At 39.6% G+C, this 18,123-nt stretch carries 16 protein-coding genes and 5 pseudogenes; 13 read left to right on the forward strand and 8 right to left on the reverse strand.

The annotated features are described in order from the left end of the window. Nucleotides 1-130 precede the first annotated feature (130 nt). Both JOC59_RS07785 and JOC59_RS07790 read right to left on the reverse strand, forming a co-directional pair. Complete coding sequence (locus tag JOC59_RS07785) at nucleotides 131-1,318, reverse strand: MFS transporter (RefSeq protein ID WP_205144228.1); 1,188 nt, start codon at nucleotides 1,316-1,318, stop codon at nucleotides 131-133. Beyond that, nucleotides 1,296-1,874, reverse strand: coding sequence for a PadR family transcriptional regulator (locus tag JOC59_RS07790; protein WP_205144229.1), 579 nt, complete (start codon nucleotides 1,872-1,874; stop codon nucleotides 1,296-1,298). Before JOC59_RS07790 ends, JOC59_RS07785 begins: the two co-directional genes overlap by 23 nt. Before the next feature lie 188 nt (nucleotides 1,875-2,062). On the opposite strand from JOC59_RS07790, the pseudogene JOC59_RS07800 reads away from it, so the two are divergent. From JOC59_RS07800 to JOC59_RS07830, 7 genes and pseudogenes are all read left to right on the forward strand, one after another. After that, a pseudogene (locus JOC59_RS07800) lies at nucleotides 2,063-3,723 on the forward strand (type IA DNA topoisomerase); the annotation flags it as partial. 121 nt (nucleotides 3,724-3,844) lie between these two features. Further along, complete coding sequence (locus tag JOC59_RS07805) at nucleotides 3,845-4,060, forward strand: hypothetical protein (RefSeq protein WP_205144231.1); 216 nt, start codon at nucleotides 3,845-3,847, stop codon at nucleotides 4,058-4,060. 3 nt (nucleotides 4,061-4,063) lie between these two features. Beyond that, nucleotides 4,064-5,188 (forward strand): annotated as a pseudogene (locus JOC59_RS07810) (ImmA/IrrE family metallo-endopeptidase). A gap of 409 nt (nucleotides 5,189-5,597) precedes the next feature. Next, nucleotides 5,598-6,518 (forward strand): IS30 family transposase, encoded by a 921-nt coding sequence (locus tag JOC59_RS07815; protein ID WP_016383326.1) that lies wholly within the window; start codon nucleotides 5,598-5,600, stop codon nucleotides 6,516-6,518. A gap of 149 nt (nucleotides 6,519-6,667) precedes the next feature. Then, on the forward strand, nucleotides 6,668-7,252 hold the full coding sequence (locus JOC59_RS07820; RefSeq protein WP_205144232.1) for a recombinase family protein: 585 nt from the start codon (nucleotides 6,668-6,670) through the stop codon (nucleotides 7,250-7,252). 98 nt (nucleotides 7,253-7,350) lie between these two features. Then, nucleotides 7,351-8,334: a hypothetical protein gene (locus JOC59_RS07825; RefSeq protein WP_205144233.1), complete on the forward strand. Its 984-nt coding sequence runs from the start codon at nucleotides 7,351-7,353 to the stop codon at nucleotides 8,332-8,334. A gap of 3 nt (nucleotides 8,335-8,337) precedes the next feature. Continuing rightward, complete coding sequence (locus tag JOC59_RS07830; protein WP_205144234.1) at nucleotides 8,338-9,216, forward strand: S-4TM family putative pore-forming effector; 879 nt, start codon at nucleotides 8,338-8,340, stop codon at nucleotides 9,214-9,216. 405 nt (nucleotides 9,217-9,621) lie between these two features. On the opposite strand, the gene JOC59_RS07835 is transcribed toward JOC59_RS07830, so the two are convergent. Together JOC59_RS07835 and JOC59_RS07840 are read right to left on the reverse strand one after the other, a co-directional pair. After that, on the reverse strand, nucleotides 9,622-9,957 hold the full coding sequence (locus JOC59_RS07835; protein WP_004466180.1) for a DUF5388 domain-containing protein: 336 nt from the start codon (nucleotides 9,955-9,957) through the stop codon (nucleotides 9,622-9,624). Further along, nucleotides 9,950-10,759, reverse strand: coding sequence for a ParA family protein (locus tag JOC59_RS07840; RefSeq protein WP_004466182.1), 810 nt, complete (start codon nucleotides 10,757-10,759; stop codon nucleotides 9,950-9,952). The genes JOC59_RS07835 and JOC59_RS07840 overlap by 8 nt, the downstream gene beginning before the upstream one ends. Nucleotides 10,760-11,560: 801 nt before the next feature. Between JOC59_RS07840 and JOC59_RS07845 the strand changes: the two genes are divergently transcribed. The 4 genes and pseudogenes from JOC59_RS07845 to JOC59_RS07860 all read left to right on the forward strand — a co-directional run. Further along, nucleotides 11,561-12,667, forward strand: a complete 1,107-nt coding sequence (locus JOC59_RS07845) for a replication initiator protein A (RefSeq protein ID WP_205144235.1) — start codon at nucleotides 11,561-11,563, stop codon at nucleotides 12,665-12,667. Nucleotides 12,668-13,072: 405 nt separating this feature from the next. Next, nucleotides 13,073-13,354, forward strand: a complete 282-nt coding sequence (locus JOC59_RS07850) for a type II toxin-antitoxin system RelB/DinJ family antitoxin (RefSeq protein ID WP_205144236.1) — start codon at nucleotides 13,073-13,075, stop codon at nucleotides 13,352-13,354. 46 nt (nucleotides 13,355-13,400) lie between these two features. After that, nucleotides 13,401-13,586, forward strand: a complete 186-nt coding sequence (locus JOC59_RS07855; RefSeq protein WP_010620892.1) for a hypothetical protein — start codon at nucleotides 13,401-13,403, stop codon at nucleotides 13,584-13,586. Between the two features lie 3 nt (nucleotides 13,587-13,589). After that, nucleotides 13,590-13,712 (forward strand): annotated as a pseudogene (locus JOC59_RS07860) (zeta toxin family protein); the annotation flags it as partial. Here JOC59_RS07860 and JOC59_RS07865 read toward each other — a convergent pair. After that, entirely contained in the window at nucleotides 13,702-13,980 is a 279-nt protein-coding gene (locus tag JOC59_RS07865) for a hypothetical protein (protein ID WP_205144237.1), read from the reverse strand. The pseudogene JOC59_RS07860 and the gene JOC59_RS07865 overlap by 11 nt on opposite strands. Nucleotides 13,981-14,002: 22 nt before the next feature. Further along, nucleotides 14,003-14,230 carry a hypothetical protein gene (locus tag JOC59_RS07870; protein ID WP_205144241.1) on the reverse strand — a complete coding sequence of 76 codons (228 nt, stop codon included), beginning with the start codon at nucleotides 14,228-14,230 and terminating at the stop codon, nucleotides 14,003-14,005. Nucleotides 14,231-14,481: 251 nt separating this feature from the next. Between JOC59_RS07870 and mobQ the strand changes: the two genes are divergently transcribed. Together mobQ and JOC59_RS07880 are read left to right on the forward strand one after the other, a co-directional pair. Further along, nucleotides 14,482-16,542: a MobQ family relaxase gene (mobQ, locus tag JOC59_RS07875; RefSeq protein WP_205144238.1), complete on the forward strand. Its 2,061-nt coding sequence runs from the start codon at nucleotides 14,482-14,484 to the stop codon at nucleotides 16,540-16,542. Nucleotides 16,543-16,638: 96 nt separating this feature from the next. Beyond that, a pseudogene (locus JOC59_RS07880) lies at nucleotides 16,639-17,208 on the forward strand (toprim domain-containing protein); the annotation flags it as partial. A gap of 63 nt (nucleotides 17,209-17,271) precedes the next feature. Here the strand turns inward: JOC59_RS07880 and JOC59_RS07885 are convergent. After that, nucleotides 17,272-17,958: an IS6 family transposase gene (locus tag JOC59_RS07885; RefSeq protein WP_205144239.1), complete on the reverse strand. Its 687-nt coding sequence runs from the start codon at nucleotides 17,956-17,958 to the stop codon at nucleotides 17,272-17,274. 62 nt (nucleotides 17,959-18,020) lie between these two features. Continuing rightward, nucleotides 18,021-18,123: pseudogene (locus JOC59_RS07890) on the reverse strand (IS30 family transposase); the annotation flags it as partial.

Consider the following 18,123-nt stretch of genomic DNA (forward strand, 5'->3'; position numbering starts at 1 on the left):
AACGTGATAAAGTAGAAGTACCCAAAGTAATCACTCCTTATAGCTGGTTGGAATTAACTACTACCATTGTAAGAGATTGCTTTGGGCCTTTTTTTTATTTTTGTTCGGATTAATTATAGAATTTGCCACATTAAGCTGTTTTCAAAGCATGATGATTGTAGATATTAAAGAATATGATATAGACAAGAATGACAATTGCAACCACAGAATAAGACCAGACGATACCAAGATAATTTGTAAGAATGCCTCCTAAAGTTGGCCCAATCATCATGCCTATCGAATAGGCCGTATTGTAAATGGAAAAAGATGCTCCGAATGAATTTGTGCCACTCTTCTGGGAAATTTCAGCAAATTCCGGCAAACAGGGCGTAATTGCAGTACCCATTCCGATACCAAGAAAAACAAGTACGATTGCCACAAGCCAAACGGAATTTGAGAGCGCGATAAAGGGAAAACAAACTGCCGCCAATATCATTCCCATTGTCATAGCTTTGTAATGCCCGATACGTTGAGACAGGGAGCCTATCACCGGTGCGCTTATTGCATAGGCTAATGTTGGTATTGCAAACAGTAAACCCGTGACACCGGAAGAAACATTCATTCCTTTTTGTAGCCGCAATGGTAAGGTCGGTTCAAGGACACATGGGATAGATGCCCCAATAATCACAACCCCGACGATAATTAACAGTCTACGGTTTTTTAGTAAATTCAACGACGACAGTACGCTTTCGGATTTTTCGTGAGGAACATTTTTAATCAGAAAAATTCTCAACAGCCCATCAATAATGGCTAATCCTGTCGCAGCAAGGAATGGTACCTGGTAGCCTCCAATCTGATAAAGCCATCCGCCGACCGTGGGCCCGATCAAAGTGCCGATCGATTGCCCGGCTAATGCGATGCCCATCACTTTTCCGCGTTCCTGCGACGGATAGAGATCAGCCAACAATGCAAATCCGGCAGTCCATGTAATCGCGGCGGAAACGCCCTGAAGTGAACGTGCCACGACAAGCATCCAGAATTGTTTTGCAAAGGCATAGAGTAACGTTGCTCCGGCAAGCCCCAAAAGGCCCCAAAGCATCGGCCCTTTACGGCCGACCTTATCCGACAGGATTCCGAAAATCGGCGTCGCCACAAAAAGGGCAATCGCATAGCTGCCAAAAAGAACCCCGATTGCTGTTTGTGATACTCCCAATGAAAGGGCATATCCGGGCAAGATGGGAACGACCAGCCCATAGACGAGCATATCCGTAAAAATTGCAAGCGTAACAACAATAAGGCCATTGCGCTGAGATTGCTTACTGATTGTCTGATTTTCCATAAAATCCTCCGGTTAATTTCTCTTTTGGTAAAGTTCTTTGCAGCTTTTTCAAAAGCTCAATATCCAATTCAATATGTTTGCGTCCGTTCTCAAAAATTGCTTTCATGTAATCCGGTAATTCAGCATTACAAAATTTTGCCTTTGCTATTTCACCATCATTCCATTCTTCAAGTTCATCCTTCAACATGTCAACTTGCTTATCAATAAGGGGGAGAACTTCTTTCAGTTGAGTACCATCTAAAAAACTTACTGCCCCGTAAATATTGGATGGAAAATGCAGACATGGTTTCTGCCAAGCTTCCTTGAGTAGCTTTGAAAATTCATCTTTCCCCGCTGGAGAGATTTCATAGATTGATTTTAACCGATTCCCCGTTTTTTCAGTTCCTTTCAGAATAACCTTCCCTTCCTTTTCAAGCTTTTTCAGCGCGTGATAGACCGAGCCCGGCAGTATTCCTGCCCATTGCTCGGTTTGACTGACTTGAAGAATCAGTTGAATTTGATATCCAGACATGGGCCACTGCATTAGACAGCCCAAGACCACTAAACGTGTTAGCATTTGCCTCACTCCTAATTTAGTCATCGTTATATAATCAACGTTGACTATTTTATCATGCAAATTTTTCTTTGTCAAGTCCCCCATCTTTCGAGATGGTTCAGCTGCAAAGTACGTTGTATACATTATTTGTCCGTTGGCTGTCTTGCTGTTCTCACATTCACGTTTGCTTCCTTATGAGCACTGCGCATTGGCACAAGGATTATTTGGCTTACAAGGAAGCCCAAACTCGTCAAATTAGTGACTGGTTAATCGGCATGAATGGCAGTCCTTTATATACTTTATTATTGAGACAAAACGGGGTGCGGGGGGTGTACTCGATTGGTCGCGTGCAGACGCCAACTTTGTATATGGTCTATCAAAGAGACCAACTCATCAAAAACTTTAAGCCCGAACCCTATTTTGAACTGAACGCGGCAATTTTAGCTAATCAGCAAAAATTTGTCGCAAAATTAGACCCCTATCAGCGATTTAAAGACGAAACAGGGCTAATGGACATTCATGCAGGCTAAAAGGCTTGCAGGACGGTTTAATCAAGGACGTCCAAAAACAGGCTAAAAAGCGTGCCAGTCCGCAACTATTCTCGCTATCCAGTCTGCAAAGTGCCATGAATAAACGTTATCACGCCAGTGCTAGCCAAACCTTAGCGGCTATTCAAAGTTTATACGAAGACAAACTGCTTAGTTATCCACGAACCGATTGTGCTTATATCACTAATGAAGAATTTGAGTATTTAGTGGCTAATCTGCCGAAGTATCTGGGTTTAGTCTCTAAGCAAGTCGCTTTAACCAATACCACCCCAAATAAACGTTACGTCAACGGGAAAAAGGTTGAAGAACATTATGCCATTATCATGACTAAAGTTGTGCCGACGAAAGAGAAATTAGCCAGCTTGCCCAAAATACAGCAACAAGTCTATGATTTGGTGTTACGAACCACGTTAGCGATGTTTGCTGATCCGTACGAATACGAGGAAACCACCATTATTACCCAAGTTGGTGACGCTAATTTTAAAGCAACGGGTAAGGTGCCAACTAAGCTAGGTTGGAAAGCTTTATTTGATGAAAACAAAGCCGACCAGCAAGAGGCCGCCACCTTACCGTTGGTTCACCAAGGCGATCAAGTCCAAGCCAACCTGCAAACGCCGCAAAAAGAAACGACACCACCGGTCCCCTTTACCGAAGGTACCTTAATTACGACGATGAAAACGGCCGGTAAAACGCTTGATGATGAAGAAGCCCAAGCAATTCTCAAAGACGTGCAAGGCATTGGGACAAGTGCGACCCGGGCAAATGTACTGGAAATATTAAAGAAACGCGGCTATCTCGTCACTGAAAAAAATAAACTGCACGTCAGTGAAGCAGGGATCACATTATGCAAAGCGGTTGAGCTTGAACCATTGCTGACTAGTCCGGAAATGACAGTTAAATGGGAAAAAGCGTTACAACAAATTAGTACCGAAGAACGCACCCCAGCTAACTTTTTAAGTCAAATTAGGAAGTTTGTGGCTCAATTGATTGCTGATGTATCGACCCAATTAGCAGGAAATGCAGCGATCAAACAACAAATTGACCACCAGCAGCAGGCACAAAAAGCCGCCGAGGTGTTCTTAGAAACCCCACAAGCCACCGTATTAAATAAACCAAAGTTTTACATTGTAAAGCCCAAGCAAGGGGAAGACTTTACTCTACCCAAGAAATGGAGTAGTAAGACGCTCGGGAAGACCGCGATCAAAGCGCTGGTCACCAAAGGGGAAACCAGCAAATTAAAGGGTTTCAAGAGCAAAAAAGGAAAGTCGTTTGACGCTAAGTTAAAGCTTGACGGCCATAAATTAAGTTTTGACTTTGATTAGACCTTACCTACCGCCTTACACGACGTTCTAGTTGGTGACCCCGTCATTTAGGTTCACTTTTACAAAACCAAAAGTAAACCTAAACAACGGGTGAGATTAGCAAAGCAAAGGAGATTATCAAATGAACAATGAATTAGCAGTCACTGGTAGCGAATTACCCGTTTTGCAGACTAAAGGAACCTACAAGTATTTAAAAGAAATCACTGGGAATGGCGCTTATTATCAAGTCGCCTGGCAAAAATTAGCCGACGGCTACGTCGCTCTTTATGGCACAGCCCCGATTCAAATAAAAGCTTTACCAAACCTAAACGATATTTTTGAAGATGAGGAGGGTTAGCCTATGCCAAGTAAAGCCGACGTTAAAGCCTGGAAGGCGCAATTAGTTGCCCAAGCCGAACAGCAAATTCTAAAATTAACCGATAGTGATCAATTTAAACAGTATCTTAATACCTTGGGTAAATTCCACTAGTACAGTGCTAGAAACATTGACTTAATCTATGCTCAAGATCCGCAGACCACCCAAGTCGCAGGCTTTAAACAATGGCAGACTGATTTTAACCGCACCGTTAATAAGGGTGCTAAGGCCATTCGAATTGCCGCCCCGATTATTAAGAAATTAACCCCCGCTGATCAAAAGCGACTTGATACCACCGACGAACGTGCCATTGTCGGTTATCGTTATCTGCCCATCTTCGATATATCACAAACTAGTGGTGACCCAGTCCTAAGTGCTAAAGATTTTGTCAAATAAAACTTGGCCGATCATCAGAATGTGACGAGCTTGTATAACGCGTTCAAAGATTATTTAAACCAACAAACCGATCTGCAAGTCAGTGAGGCACCCTTAGCGAAACTAAATGGAGCTAAAGGGTACTTTCAACCTAGCACTAATAAAATCGTCATTGGTGGTGATGAATCTGACAATGCCCTAAAATTAAAGACGTTGTATCACGAATATGCGCATAGTCAGCTACATGGATTAAAAGCAGCTTTTAAAGATCGCCCACGAGCCTATCAGGAAACCCAAGCCGAAGCGGTCGCATATGTTGCCATGCAAAATATCGGCGTTGATACCAGTAACTACTCACTTGGTTATGTGGCTACCTGGGCTAAAGATAAAGCCGTGATCCATAGTGCTTTGAGTGAGATCCAGCAAGTGAGCAACAAAGTGATTGCGCTTAGTGACGGGTTAACCAAACAATTAGGCTTACAGGAAGCGCAAAAAGATCCTGAACATGATCTAAAAAAGCGATCAGCCCAGGAACTTAATCAGGCATATCAAGGCTTGCAACAACAAATTCACCAGGCAACTAGTCCACAACAGAAAGCGCAATTTAAAAAACAGTGAAACGATGTGCACCAAGAAATCAGTAATCGAACGCAAAAACAGTTACAAGATTTTGTGAAGCAGAATCCAAAAATTACACAGCCAAGCCAAGACGAAACACAACAAATAAGGCGCTAAGAAAAGACGGAAAGCTAATTTTTATAGCTTTTCCGTCCTTATTTTCATGAGCGAGTTTGCTCAATAAGCCGCTGATATCAGTTTAGAGGTGTGTTGGCATTATTGATTGCCTCTTTTAAGCATTGCTGTCAGCCATAGCTTGGCAATTTTTTCTCTGTCAGCCGTTGTGAATTCAATGATACTGTTTCTTCTTTTATATGAATAATCTCTTTGTAACATGACTGCCATTTCCGCTTGAGTTAGTTGAACATACGCAGCTAGTGTTGATATCGTGTATGTGAAGTTAATAGCATTCCCTGCCTAGATTGCATAATTAAAGTTACCACCCAGAAAATGTGAAAAAAGACCTGTCTCTTCTTGCTAAAATGGTGTTTGCATAACATACCATCTAGGGGAAAGGACAGGTCCCATGGCCATTATAACTTTAATTGAACGATCTCAGATAGAACTGCTGCAACACCACACGATTCAATACATTGCCGCGACCTTAGGCCGCTCTCGTATTTCTATTAGGCATGAGCTTCACCGTTGCCCTGAAGGTGATTACTGCGCCATTATAGCTCAGGATCAAGCCAATGCTTGTCGGCATCGTTGTGGTCGACACTCGATTTTGACGCCTAGGCTGAAGCGGATGGTAACTGAGAAGCTAAACCTAGGTTGGTCCCCTGAAATGGTCGGTTATGCCGTTCACTGTGCGCCACATACGATTTACCACTGGATTTATCAAAGACAAGTCGATTTTCAGCCAAGCCAACTCTTTGATCACGGTAAACGTCATAAAAGAAAACAAGATCTTCGGTCGCGCTATAATCAAGCAGTAGGCACCTCAATTGAGATGCGCAGTAAGTCAGCTAATCGGCGAACCGAAAAAGGACATTTAGAGATGGATACAGTTCGCGGTGGTCGCGGGTCAAAGGCTGCTGTTTTGACCATTGTCGATCGGGTCACACGTTTAATGGCGACAACTAAGCTTGAAAACTTATCACAAAATGCTGTTCTCAAAGGATTTGCAAGACTGATGGTAGACTTTCCGGGTCCGGTTCGATCAGTGACGGTTGATCACGGTAAAGAGTTTTCCTGCGATCAGGCGCTTACAAAGCGCTATCGGATACCGATTTACTTTTGCCATGCCTATCACCCGAATGAACGGGGCACGAACGAACGGTTCAATCGAGAACTTCGCTACTATTTCCCGAAGGGAACACAGTTTGATCAGGTTTCAGAGGCCAATATTCAACGAGCCACAGCGTTTATCAATAACAAACCTAGAAAATGTCTCCGTTGGCAAACCCCAGTTCAAGCAGTGAGCAAGCCTCTTTCTAGGTGGTAACTTTATTATTGCAATCTAGGAAGATAGATCAACCAAGAGCAACAAAATGTTATTAAGCCATTAGGGTATACCCTAGTGGCCTTTTTTGTTTCTGTGCTATACTAGGAATTACAAGTGTTCATTAGAACTGTCCAAAAGGAGGGCTGAAAATGGCTAAAATCGGTTATGCGCGTGTGAGTTCCAAGGAGCAACATTTAGATCGACAGTTAGCGGCTTTAAAAGGCGTTGATAAACTATTTTCAGATAAGTTAAGTGGGGTTAACACCAAGCGACCTGAACTGCGAAAAATGCTGGCCTATATCCGTGAAGGCGATATTGTAATGGTCACTGAATTAGATCGCTTAGGCAGAAACAACCATGATTTGACTAAGATCATGAACTCCATTCAAAATAAGGGGGCCACCCTAGATGTGTTGAATTTGCCGTCCATGACGGGAATTGCTGACCCAAATTTACGTCAACTGATGACCAACTTGATTATTGAACTCTATAAGTATCAGGCCGAAAGTGAACGTAAGCGAATCATTGAACGCCAGCAGCAAGGGATTGCCTTAGCTAAGCAGCAGGGTAAATATCATGGGCGCAAACCCCAATACACCCAAGACGATCCCCGCTTGCAACATGCTTTTAAGCTTTATCAAACGGGTATGAGTGATGTAGATGTTGCCCGTAATACAGGGATTAAACGGACGACCTTTATCAGATATCGAAAGAAATTCAATGTGCAAAGATGATGTTTACATGAGATAATCATGTCAAAAAAGATGAGTAAGTAGAAAATTCGCTAGAAAAACACAAGCTGAAGATGATGATAAAAAAGGAGAATGTGTTTATGACTGTAGATTCTTGGTTTAGCAATTATGTTTCAGAAAACATAAATATAGATAGTGAAAAAAGCACAGGTGCAAGAAATAGTAGAAATTGGTTAACTTCAAATATTAAGTATCTTAGTCAAAAAAGCGAGGAAAACCTTGAACTATACTCGAGCTCAGAATTTTCATTAAAAATGGGATCATTTGCTCGAAAGACACAGATTAGACCTCTTGACGATGTTGATCAAATGATTATTTTTTCGGCAAAGGGTAGCACCGCTAATTTAGATACGTCTCAATGGAATCAGGTGTTTATAAATGTTCCAGATAGCGCTCCTGAATTAAAGAAAATGGATGGAGAATATGGGCTTAGTTCTATAAAAGTCTTGAATTATCTTAAACAGCTATTGAATGGAATATCGCAATATCAGTCGGCAGATATTAAAAGGAGTAAGCAGGCTCTCAGACTGGAATTATCAAGTTACGACTGGGGATTTGATATAGTCCCTGGATTTAGAACTGTTGATGATGGTCAGGGATATTACTACTACATCATTCCAAATGGGGAAGGTGCTTGGGAAAAAACAGATCCACGAATAGATCGTCAAAATTTAACGGAATATCAAAAAAAAGCCACAATTGATCTAAGGGAAGTAGTGCGTATTCTGAAGTATTGGCGAAAGGCTCATAATGCAGTATGCAAGCTTAATTCTTATGCACTAGAGACCACGGTTCTTGACTTTATAGACACTAATCCAATATACTCCAACTCCCGAGAGTTTATAGAAAATTTCCTTCTTTATCTTTCAAAAGCAGTTTTTGGTTCTGTTCAAGACCGAAAGGGATTTCAAGGAGATCTGAATTCTTTAGATTTTGCAGCTCGTTTAGAAATTCAGAAAAAAGCAATATATTACCATGACTTGATAAAAGAGGCTAATAATTACGAAACTGTATCTATGAGTGAACAAGCAATAAAATCTTGGATTACGTTTTTTGGGAACTGATAGATGAAAATAAAATTTGACATAGCTAAGCAAAACACACCTAAAGCAATTCGATTATTGTCTGCACAAAGGAATTTATATTCTCAAGCAAAATTTATAGAGCTTTTTAGCTTTTTGTCAACATTAGTTCCGATTATCCTTATACTTTTTATTGGAAATGGAATTTGCATTCAATTCGTCACAACCATCGCCACCGTGATATCTCTCTTACTAACTCAGTGGTCAAAGGACGAAATAAAAAGCGCCGCAAGAATTCAAGAAAAATTTGATACTCTTATATTCGGGCTATACTGGAATGAAATATTAGTCGGAAGGGAACCAAGTCCAGAGATTATTAATAAGTTTTCAAAAAAAAAGGATCAGAGTATTTTAAAAAATTGGTACCCTAATCCAAATCTAGATTCAGATGAATTAAATATAATCATTTGCCAAAGGAATAATGTAGTATGGAATATACATCTCCATAAAGCCTGTAAAAATGTAATAGCATTTTTACTTTTGCTATTTCTAGGATTTATTACTGCTGGTATCTTTTTTAAAGATTACATGTGGGTACATGCTATGGATACTGCCATAGTTACTATAATTCCAATTGTTATCAAACTTGTAAATTATTGGATCAGTTTTAAAGCTTTGTTAGGTGGAGAAACCCAACTAATTAATAAGATAGATGATGTCATTCACTCTGTAGATGAAAATAGATATTCAATTTCTGTTGAAGACCTAAGATCTATTCAAGACTTTATATTTATTAATATTAGATCTGCAACTGTTTTAGTTCCAAATTGGATTTACTTTGTTACCAAGAAAAACCGTGAAGAAGCAATGGAATCCTCCACAAAAAGTATTGCTGATAATTTAAAAAAACATTCGGAACATTAATCTTTTGGTGTAAGATAGTGTTCTGGATTTTGCTCAATTATCTGAGGGGTTGACATCTAAACAGCTTCTGAGGGCTATATCATTATTAATGCTTCTAGGTCGACCATAACGGACGATGAGAGTTAATTGAAAGTTACGGGTTAGTCACTACTAAAAAAGATAGCCTTTCTTGGTGTAAAGTAAACTCCCTGAGTTGAAGTAAATCTAACCTCAGGGGGTTTTGCTATTCTTTCAGCGGCGAATTTACAATTGAAATGCAACACAAAGTAAAAAAATAAACCCATACCGGGTAGAATATGTTTAAGTAGTAGTGTTTAGCCATTGCTTCTGAATAGCTCATTTTAATTCCTCCTTGTTTATCTCTACAATAATAGTATAACGATTCCCCCTAAATTATGATTATTGCTAGTTATTCCTACTTTTCAGTTTTACGTCTCTTGTTTCTAGTGTGCTAACCTGTAAGTCAAATTCACGTTGTTCATTCGTAGACAGCTGTTCATAGAATGATTGAATAGCAGTATCAACGGATAGTCGCTGATTCTCGGCATATCCTATCATTGCCATTGCTTGAAGCTTGTTTCTAGTATGGTTGCTAATCTTCAAATTAGTATCAAACGTGACTGAACTGACTGCTTTACTATCACTAGCCGTTTTGTCAAAATCTGATGCTTTAGCCTGCTTAGCTGGCTTAGGAATAGCATTTGCTTTGTTTCTGTTAGACCGAATAAGAGAGTTAGCCATGTTCAATTACCTCAATTCGTTGTAGTAGTTCATCAGTTACATCTTTATAAACTGCAAATACACGTTTATCAAACTTTGATTTAAATGTAATTCCTGTAATTCCGTACCGCTTTAAACGCTGCATTGAGTGAATTCTAGTTTTAAATAAGTTCTCTTCACCAAATTCCGAGATTGCATTAGCTACCGTTGCTTCATCAACTGGTGCTCCCGCTTGCAGTAAGACAGCTAGGATTCCAACTAACTCAAGTCTTGGTGCTTGATACTCATCAATGACTTCTTCTTGAATGTATTTGATAAAGGCCTCAGCACCTTCAAAACTATGTTCATGTGTCTGCATAACAATAAGACAATAGTCCGAAGCATATAGTGCGCTGTCGGTTATTAAACTAATTGTCGGCGGTATGTCAATGATTACATAGTCATATTTAGCTTTTAGAGGCGTTAAAAGCCTATCAAATTCTTTCACCCTATCATTATAATTATGGAGCTTTTCCATGTATCTCGGATATAACGAGAAGTCAGGTGCTGATGCTAGCAAGTCCAAATTATCTTTGATGTTGATGATTGAGCTATCTAGATTGCCATCTTCTACACTAGACATTAAAGTCTTGTCGAAATGCCCAACTTCATTGCTGATATTTAGTTTTGTTTTTAAGTACAAATTTGTAGCGTTGCCTTGAGGGTCCAAATCTACTAGTAAAGTCTTAAAATCACGATTGCTAAGTTCTAAAGCAACCATTGTAGAATTACTAGTTTTTCCTACCCCACCTTTAAAATTGCCAAAAGTAATAACTTGAGTCATGTTGTTCTAGCCTCCATTTCTATTTATAATGATAGCACTACATAGTTCTGTATGTCAATAGTGCAGTTGTGCTGTAGTTCTTTAGTGCTGTAGTGCTATACAGCATATTAAAAATGTGATGTTATCCCCGACATATCAAGGCCCTACAACACTACATAGTGCAGTAGCCTTATAGTGCAGTAGCCTTATAGTGCAGTAGTTCTAGCACAAAATAGTGCTGTAGTGCTGTAAAGAAAAAAGTTGACACCCGCCTAATAAGTAGATACAATAAGCTTGTATTAAAAAAGGCCTAGCATTTCTGCCAGACCTAAAATAACTGAATATACAAAAGAAGCCCCGCGACCTCCGAATAAAGAGATCAAGCTAAACAGAAAAATCCCCGATTCACGAGGAATCAGGGATTTTAGGTTTAGCAAGTAGCTACCAGACAGCTACTTAGATTCAGTCGATTTAGACCTGCCAGTTAAAATCGACTGAACATTGAAATCTAATTTATAGATTAATTATACCGCATACTAGTCCGCCAGGACAAGTTAAGGATAGTTAAAAAATAAATTAAAACCAATGGACTAAGTAGCTAACTGGAGCTATTTAGTCCATTTTTTGTTGTTAGAAATTAAAAAAGTTGCCGACTGGGCAACTCACACAAAGACACATGCTGATGAATCACAAAGCCTCACAGCAAATGAATGCTTTGTAATTCAGTTAGAGCATATCAGATTTGTATTTTAAAGCAAATCAAATGTTTTAGCAACTCTCTTTTGAGACAGCGTGTGTCAGTCAAGAAAGGGAGTTTTTATTATGACAAAATCAACAGATTTCAATTACTATGACGCCAATAGCGTATATGGAGCCTTGTTTTTCCAGTTCCCTAAGGTATTAATGTATGGCGAGCAATACAAACATTTAAGTAGTGACGCTAAATTGGCTTATATGGTACTGAAAGATCGGCTAGAGTACTCTTTGCGTAACAACTGGGTGGACGAAGACGGCAACATCTACTTTGTCTATACGAATGCTGAACTCATGGAACTATTCAACTCTTCCGAAAAGACCGTAATTAAGATCAAAAAAGAACTAGAGGGGCTTAATCTACTGCGGCAAAAACGTATGGGTTTTCAACCTAAGGCAGGTAAACAGCTACCAAATCGTCTCTACCTTGCTTCCCTCGATGTACAAGCAACTGACGTATATTTGCGTGGTGAACAGTCAGAAACGCCCGAAACCCTTGCTGGGCGCAGAACTGTAAATTCTACAGTTCAGCATGACACCGTTGAAACCCTTGCTGGGCGCAGAACTGTAAATTCTACAGTTCAGCATGACACCGTTGAAAAGGACGCTCAAACCCTTGCTGGGCGCAGAACTGTAAATTCTACAGTCAATCTAGATAAAGAACCTAGAAGCTTAGATACTAATAGATACAATATAGATACTCAAAAGTTGGACTTTTCCACAGCCCATTTTTCACCAGCAGAACTAGAAACCCAAAACCGGGATTTGGTGACCCATGCTAATGACTTCTTAACTGATGAAGTCAGTGGCTTCCCGGTCTTCTTAGAACCAGAAGCAGTGCAACTACTTAGCTTTTGGTGCCGTACCCCACAACAAATGCGGCGCTTTATTGGCATTATCTTAAACGCCAAATATGCTGTTGAAAAAGAACATAAGGATTTAGGCGTATGGATTCTATTAGATGACCCTGATTTAAAAAAAATGATGACCAAAACATTAAGACGCTATTTTAATGCCCTAAGAAGCGATGAGAAACATATCAAGAATGTTGAGAACTACCTGTACGGCACCATGCAAAACCTATTTGGTGTTTGGTGGAACCAACAAGCAGCTAGAGAATATGCAGCCAAACACCCCGAAGAACAGAACACTGACAATGAGCCTTATTGGAATTAAACGCCGTATAAGCTCATTTAAGCAGTTTTAAGTATTACATGCATAATTATATTAAAATCGCTTTAAAATCGCTTAGAAGCAAAAATAGACACTTTGAGTGGCTGGATTGGCGCTTGGTGGAATAAACAAGCGGCTAGAGAATATGCGGCCAAACACCCTAACGATGAGCGTGCTTAAAACTAAAAAGCTATATAAGGCCATTTAAGCTGTTTTAAACAGATAGAGCATAATTATATTAAACGAGTTTTAAAATGCGCTTACGGGCACTTTAGGACCGTTGTATAAGTGCCATTGCGGAAAGGACAGCAAACTTAAATTCACAACTTTTAAAGAAGCAGGCTAATTGAGATGGTACTCAAATATTAGTATAATGTGAGTAGTAATAAAGGGGGGGGCGAGAAAATCATGGCAGTTAAGGAAAAGAAACGCGTACAAGTCCAGATTGACAAAGAATTGGCAGATAATACCGAAGCCGTTTTAAGCCAGTTAGGTCTAAACCCAACTACCGCGATCAATATGTTTTATAAGCGGATTGTTGCTAATGGTGCCTTACCTTTTAATGTGTCTTTAAGCGAAGAAGAAAGAGCTAATTTACGCTTTTTAAAGGCTACCAAAGAGACACAAGTAACAGAGTTCAAAGACGCTAAAGAAGTCGCTGATTGGCTCAATGATCCAGATGAGGACTAATGGCTTATCAGATTAAATAAATTAATAACTTGGAAGTGTGATGAACATGAAAGATACAATCACAATTAATGACTTTTTTGAAATTGCCAAAGAAACTGATTTAAAAGATTTACTTGATAAGTCATTACATGAGCCAGATCCAGAAAAGCGCAAAGTATATGACGCTTTATATACCTACTTTTTAGATAAAAGGCAAGATGAGGTTATTAAGCGAAAGGACTTTGTCCGTTGATAGATAAATCAAAATATTACTTATCCAGAAAAGGTGCAAAAGCAGTTACAAAATTTTGCAGATCAAAACCCAGAAGTAAAGCCAAAAAACAATCCTGAAAATAAAAACGATCGGCCTAGTTATTAGGTTGATCGTTTTTGAGTTTATTCGGTTTATGGGCGTTAACATAGTCAGCAAATATTTTTAAAAGTTCTTCGGTTTGTTCGACCGAGAGGTTATTAGCTTGGAAGTACTTTTCTAATAAAGCCCCTTTTTGAATTAATCGGCGAGAACGTGCTTTGCGGGCTTGCCGATTTTCATAGTATTTAAATTGCCGTAATTTAAAATCTTCCCGCTCAATTTTTTGTTTTAAACGCGCTTGTTGCTCGACTAGTTTTTTATATTGATTAGACATGGAATTTCCCCATCTCGTATGGCTAATGATCTACGGACTTTACCTTTAAAAATGCAGAAAATTGCTTAGCTAAAAGCTTAATCTGATCGTTAGACAAATTAGCATAATCTAAATTGGCTTGACTGATGATTTGTTTACCTAGCCGTTGTTCAATCTTATTTTTTTCGTCCTTAATTTTTTGATTAAGGGCTTTTAATTTAGCTTCTTGTTTTTCTAAGTTACTTTGAGACATAACGATCCCTCCAATCATATTAGAAATAATCATCGACACTATATCATAAGGGAAACGTTAAGTCAAAGTATAAAAGTTGAAATAGCGAAGCGGAAGGCATACACTAAGTTAAAGTTAAGAGAATCAGCAGACCGAGTGAAACGAGGTCAATGCGCACTTACACATAGAATAAATTCTATGTTGTGCTAACCCCAAAAATCCTGTATTAGAAGTCGCCGATGGCGACAACAAAGTCAAGCCCATAGAATCAAAGTAAAGAGGTGACTAACATGGCAATATTTCATATGAGTTTTAGTAATATTAGCGCTGGGAAAGGACGCAGTGCGATTGCCAGTGCCGCTTATCGAAGTGGTGAAAAACTATTTGATGATCAAGAAGGTCGTCACTATTTTTATGCCCGGTCGGTTATGCCGGAAAGCTTTATTTTAACCCCAAAAAATGCACCAGAATGGGCTAGTAATCGAGAACAATTATGGAATGAAGTTGAAAAGAAAGATCGTAAATCAAACTCACGGTATGCGAAAGAATTTAACGTGGCTTTACCGGTAGAATTAAGTGAATCCGAACAGAAAGAATTACTGACAAAATATGTGCAAGAAAATTTTGTCGATCAAGGTATGGTAGCTGACGTAGCAATTCATCGCGATCACCCAGACAATCCGCATGCACATGTGATGTTAACCAATCGCCCATTTAACCCCGATGGTAGTTGGGGATTAAAAGCAAAGACGCAGTACATTAAAGATGAAAATGGCAAGCAACTTTTAACCAAAAGCGGGTTTCCAAAACAAAGAAAAATTTGGTTGGTTGATTGGGATAAAAAAGAAAAAATCAATCAATGGCGGCACAATTGGGCGGTTAGTGTAAATCAAGTTTTAGAGCAAAAAAATATTCCCGATCGGATCAGCGAAAAATCCTTTGAAAATCAAGGAATAGATGAAGTTCCAACTCAACATGAGGGAATCAATAGTAAGCGGCATGAAAGAAAAGAATTTAACCAACAAGTTAAGGACTATCGCAAGGCCAAAGCCAGTTATAAAAATAACCAAGAAAAAGTAATCAATAGAGGTCATTTAGATAGCCTAAGTAAACACTTCTCGTTTAATGAAAAACGGGTAGTTAAAGAGTTAAGCCATGAACTTAAAACTTATATCAGTTTGGAGAACTTAGATGATAAGCGGCGCATGCTATTTAATTGGAAAAACAGTACCTTAATTAAGCACGCGGTTGGTGAAGATGTCACTAAGCAATTATTGACGATTAACCAACAAGAAAGTTCACTAAAAAAAGCAGATGAACTCTTAAATAAAGTAGTTGATCGCACGACTAAAAAACTTTATCCAGAGCTTGATTTTGAACAGACCACGCAAGCTGAAAGACGAGAATTAATTAAGGAAACCGATAGCGAACAAACAGTTTTCAAGGGTAGTGAATTAAACGAACGTTTAATGAACATTCGTGATGATTTGTTGGCCCAACAATTATTGACCTTTACCAAACGGCCATACGTTGGCTGGAAGTTATTAATACAACAAGAAAAGGAAGTCAAAATCGAGCTTAAATATACGCTGATGATTCATGATGATAACTTAGAAAGTCTAGAACACGTCGATCAAGGGTTACTAGAGAAATATTCACCAACCGAACAGCAAAAGATTACGAGAGCAGTCAAAGACCTACGGACAATCATGGCCGTTAAGCAAGTTATTCAAACGCAATACCATGAAGTATTGAAAAGGGCCTTTCCCAAAGGCAATTTTAATGAACTCCCAATGATTAAACAGGAACAGGCCTATACAGCCGTGATGTACTATGATCCAGCTTTAAAGCCGTGCAAGGTTGAAACAATCGCACAGTGGCAGGAAAAACCACCGAGGGTTTTCACTACCCAGGAACATCAACAAGGACTAGCTTATTTATCGGGACAGCTTAGCTTAGATCAGCTAGAGAATCATCACTTACAACGGGTTTTAAAGCATGACGGCACTAAACAACTCTTTTTGGGTGAATGCAAAGCCGATCCGATGATTAAGAACAGTCAGATTGAGAAAATCCAAAAGCAGTTAAAAGCGCAACAAGCCAAGGACGACCAGTATAGAAAAGCAAATATGGGGCATTATCAACCGTTAAATTATAAGCCAGTTAGTCCAAACTACTACTTAAAGACGGCCTTTAGTGACGCAATCATGACTGTTCTATATGCTCATGATGAAGATTACCAACGACAAAGACAGGCGCAAGGTTTAAAAGAGACTGAGTGGGAAATGGCGAAAAAGCAACGGCAACATCAAACTCGTAATCGGCATGAGGATGGTGGCATGCACTTGTGATCGGAATAAAAAATGCACCGTTAAACCTGGTTAAAAGCGGCTGAACAAGGTAGAACAGAATTAGAACAGAAACTTAATCACAAGGAGTGAACGAACATGACCACTGTTATCTTAGCTGAAAAACCTAGTCAAGCCCGTTCATACGTCCAAGCCTTTCAAAAGAGCACAAAAAAACAGGGTTACTATACGGTTAGCGACCCTGTTTTGCCCGAAAATACGCTTGTGACGTATGGTCTCGGACATTTAGTTGAACTAGCCACACCGGATAAATATGATCAGAAATATCAGCAATGGGCCTTATCTAATTTACCGATTTTCCCCGATAAATACAAGTTTGTGGTGTCAGCTAGTAAAAAAGATCAATTCAAGGTCGTCAAAGACCTGTTAAAAAAGGCCGATACCATTATTGTTGCCACCGATAGCGGTCGGGAAGGCTCTAATATTGCGTGGTCAATCATGATCCAAGCCCAGATTGACGTTAAAAAGAAGACCATTAAGCGGCTATGGCTGAATAGTTTGGAAAAAGACGCCATTATTACCGGCTTTAGAAATCTTGGTGATTGGCACAAAGACTATTTGGCTTATAAAGAAGCCCAAACCCGTCAAATTAGTGATTGGTTGATCGGTATGAATGGTAGTCCCTTATATACTTTGTTATTAAGACAAAAGGTTCTGGTGCAAAGTTGAAATTAAGCGTAGATCAAAGTGACTGTGTTTAGTGGTTGTAGCCTATGCCGCTAACAATTGGTCGACTTCTTGATACGCTGAAAAGCCGAAGAGGCCTGGCTTCTTTCGGCTTTCTTTGTGTATCGCATGCATGGTTTCAATGCCGTATAATGTCCTAGCTGCTGTCCGAGTGCTCTGATAACTTGCGGAACGAACTTGTTGCCGCTTAATAAAACGGTGATCTTGCTCAATCAGATTATTGCGATATTTGGAGCACTGATGCACACCTTTGTGCAGACAGCCTTCCCTAGTAAGCTTTTTAATTGCCTTTAGGGTCGCTCCGTACTGATCAGTCACTAATCGATGTGGAAGACCATAGGTCTTTAAAGGGCGTTTGAGAAAATGATAGGCCGAGTTAAAGTCACGCTTCTTGCGCAGTTGAAAATCAAGCGTAAGACCTTGATCATCAATGGCACGGTAGAAATAACACCAACGACCTTTGATTTTGATGTAAGTCTCATCAACCCGCCAGCTCTGGCTTTGAGCACATCGTTGCTTGCGCCATAATAATTTGAATAGCGGACCATAATGGTGAACCCAACGCATAACGGTTGTGTGATGCACGGTAATACCCCGGTCACGAAGAATTTCAACAATATCACGGTAGCTCAATGAAAATCTAAAATAGTAGCCAACGGCTACCAAAATAATGTCTTTCTGGAAATGCCGGCCTTTAAAATGATTTTTCATCAGGGTTACCTCGTTTTTTAGCTAATTATACCGAAAATAAGTTAAACAGAAAATTTTTGCACCAGAACCGTATCGACTTCCCAATGACCAAAAGCTAATCGCTGATTGACAGATTTTGGTCGTTGTTCAATGGAAGTCCCACTTGTAAATGTGCCACGATGCTCA

This window comes from Periweissella beninensis, from assembly GCF_016908275.1.
GTDB lineage: Bacteria > Bacillota > Bacilli > Lactobacillales > Lactobacillaceae > Periweissella > Periweissella beninensis.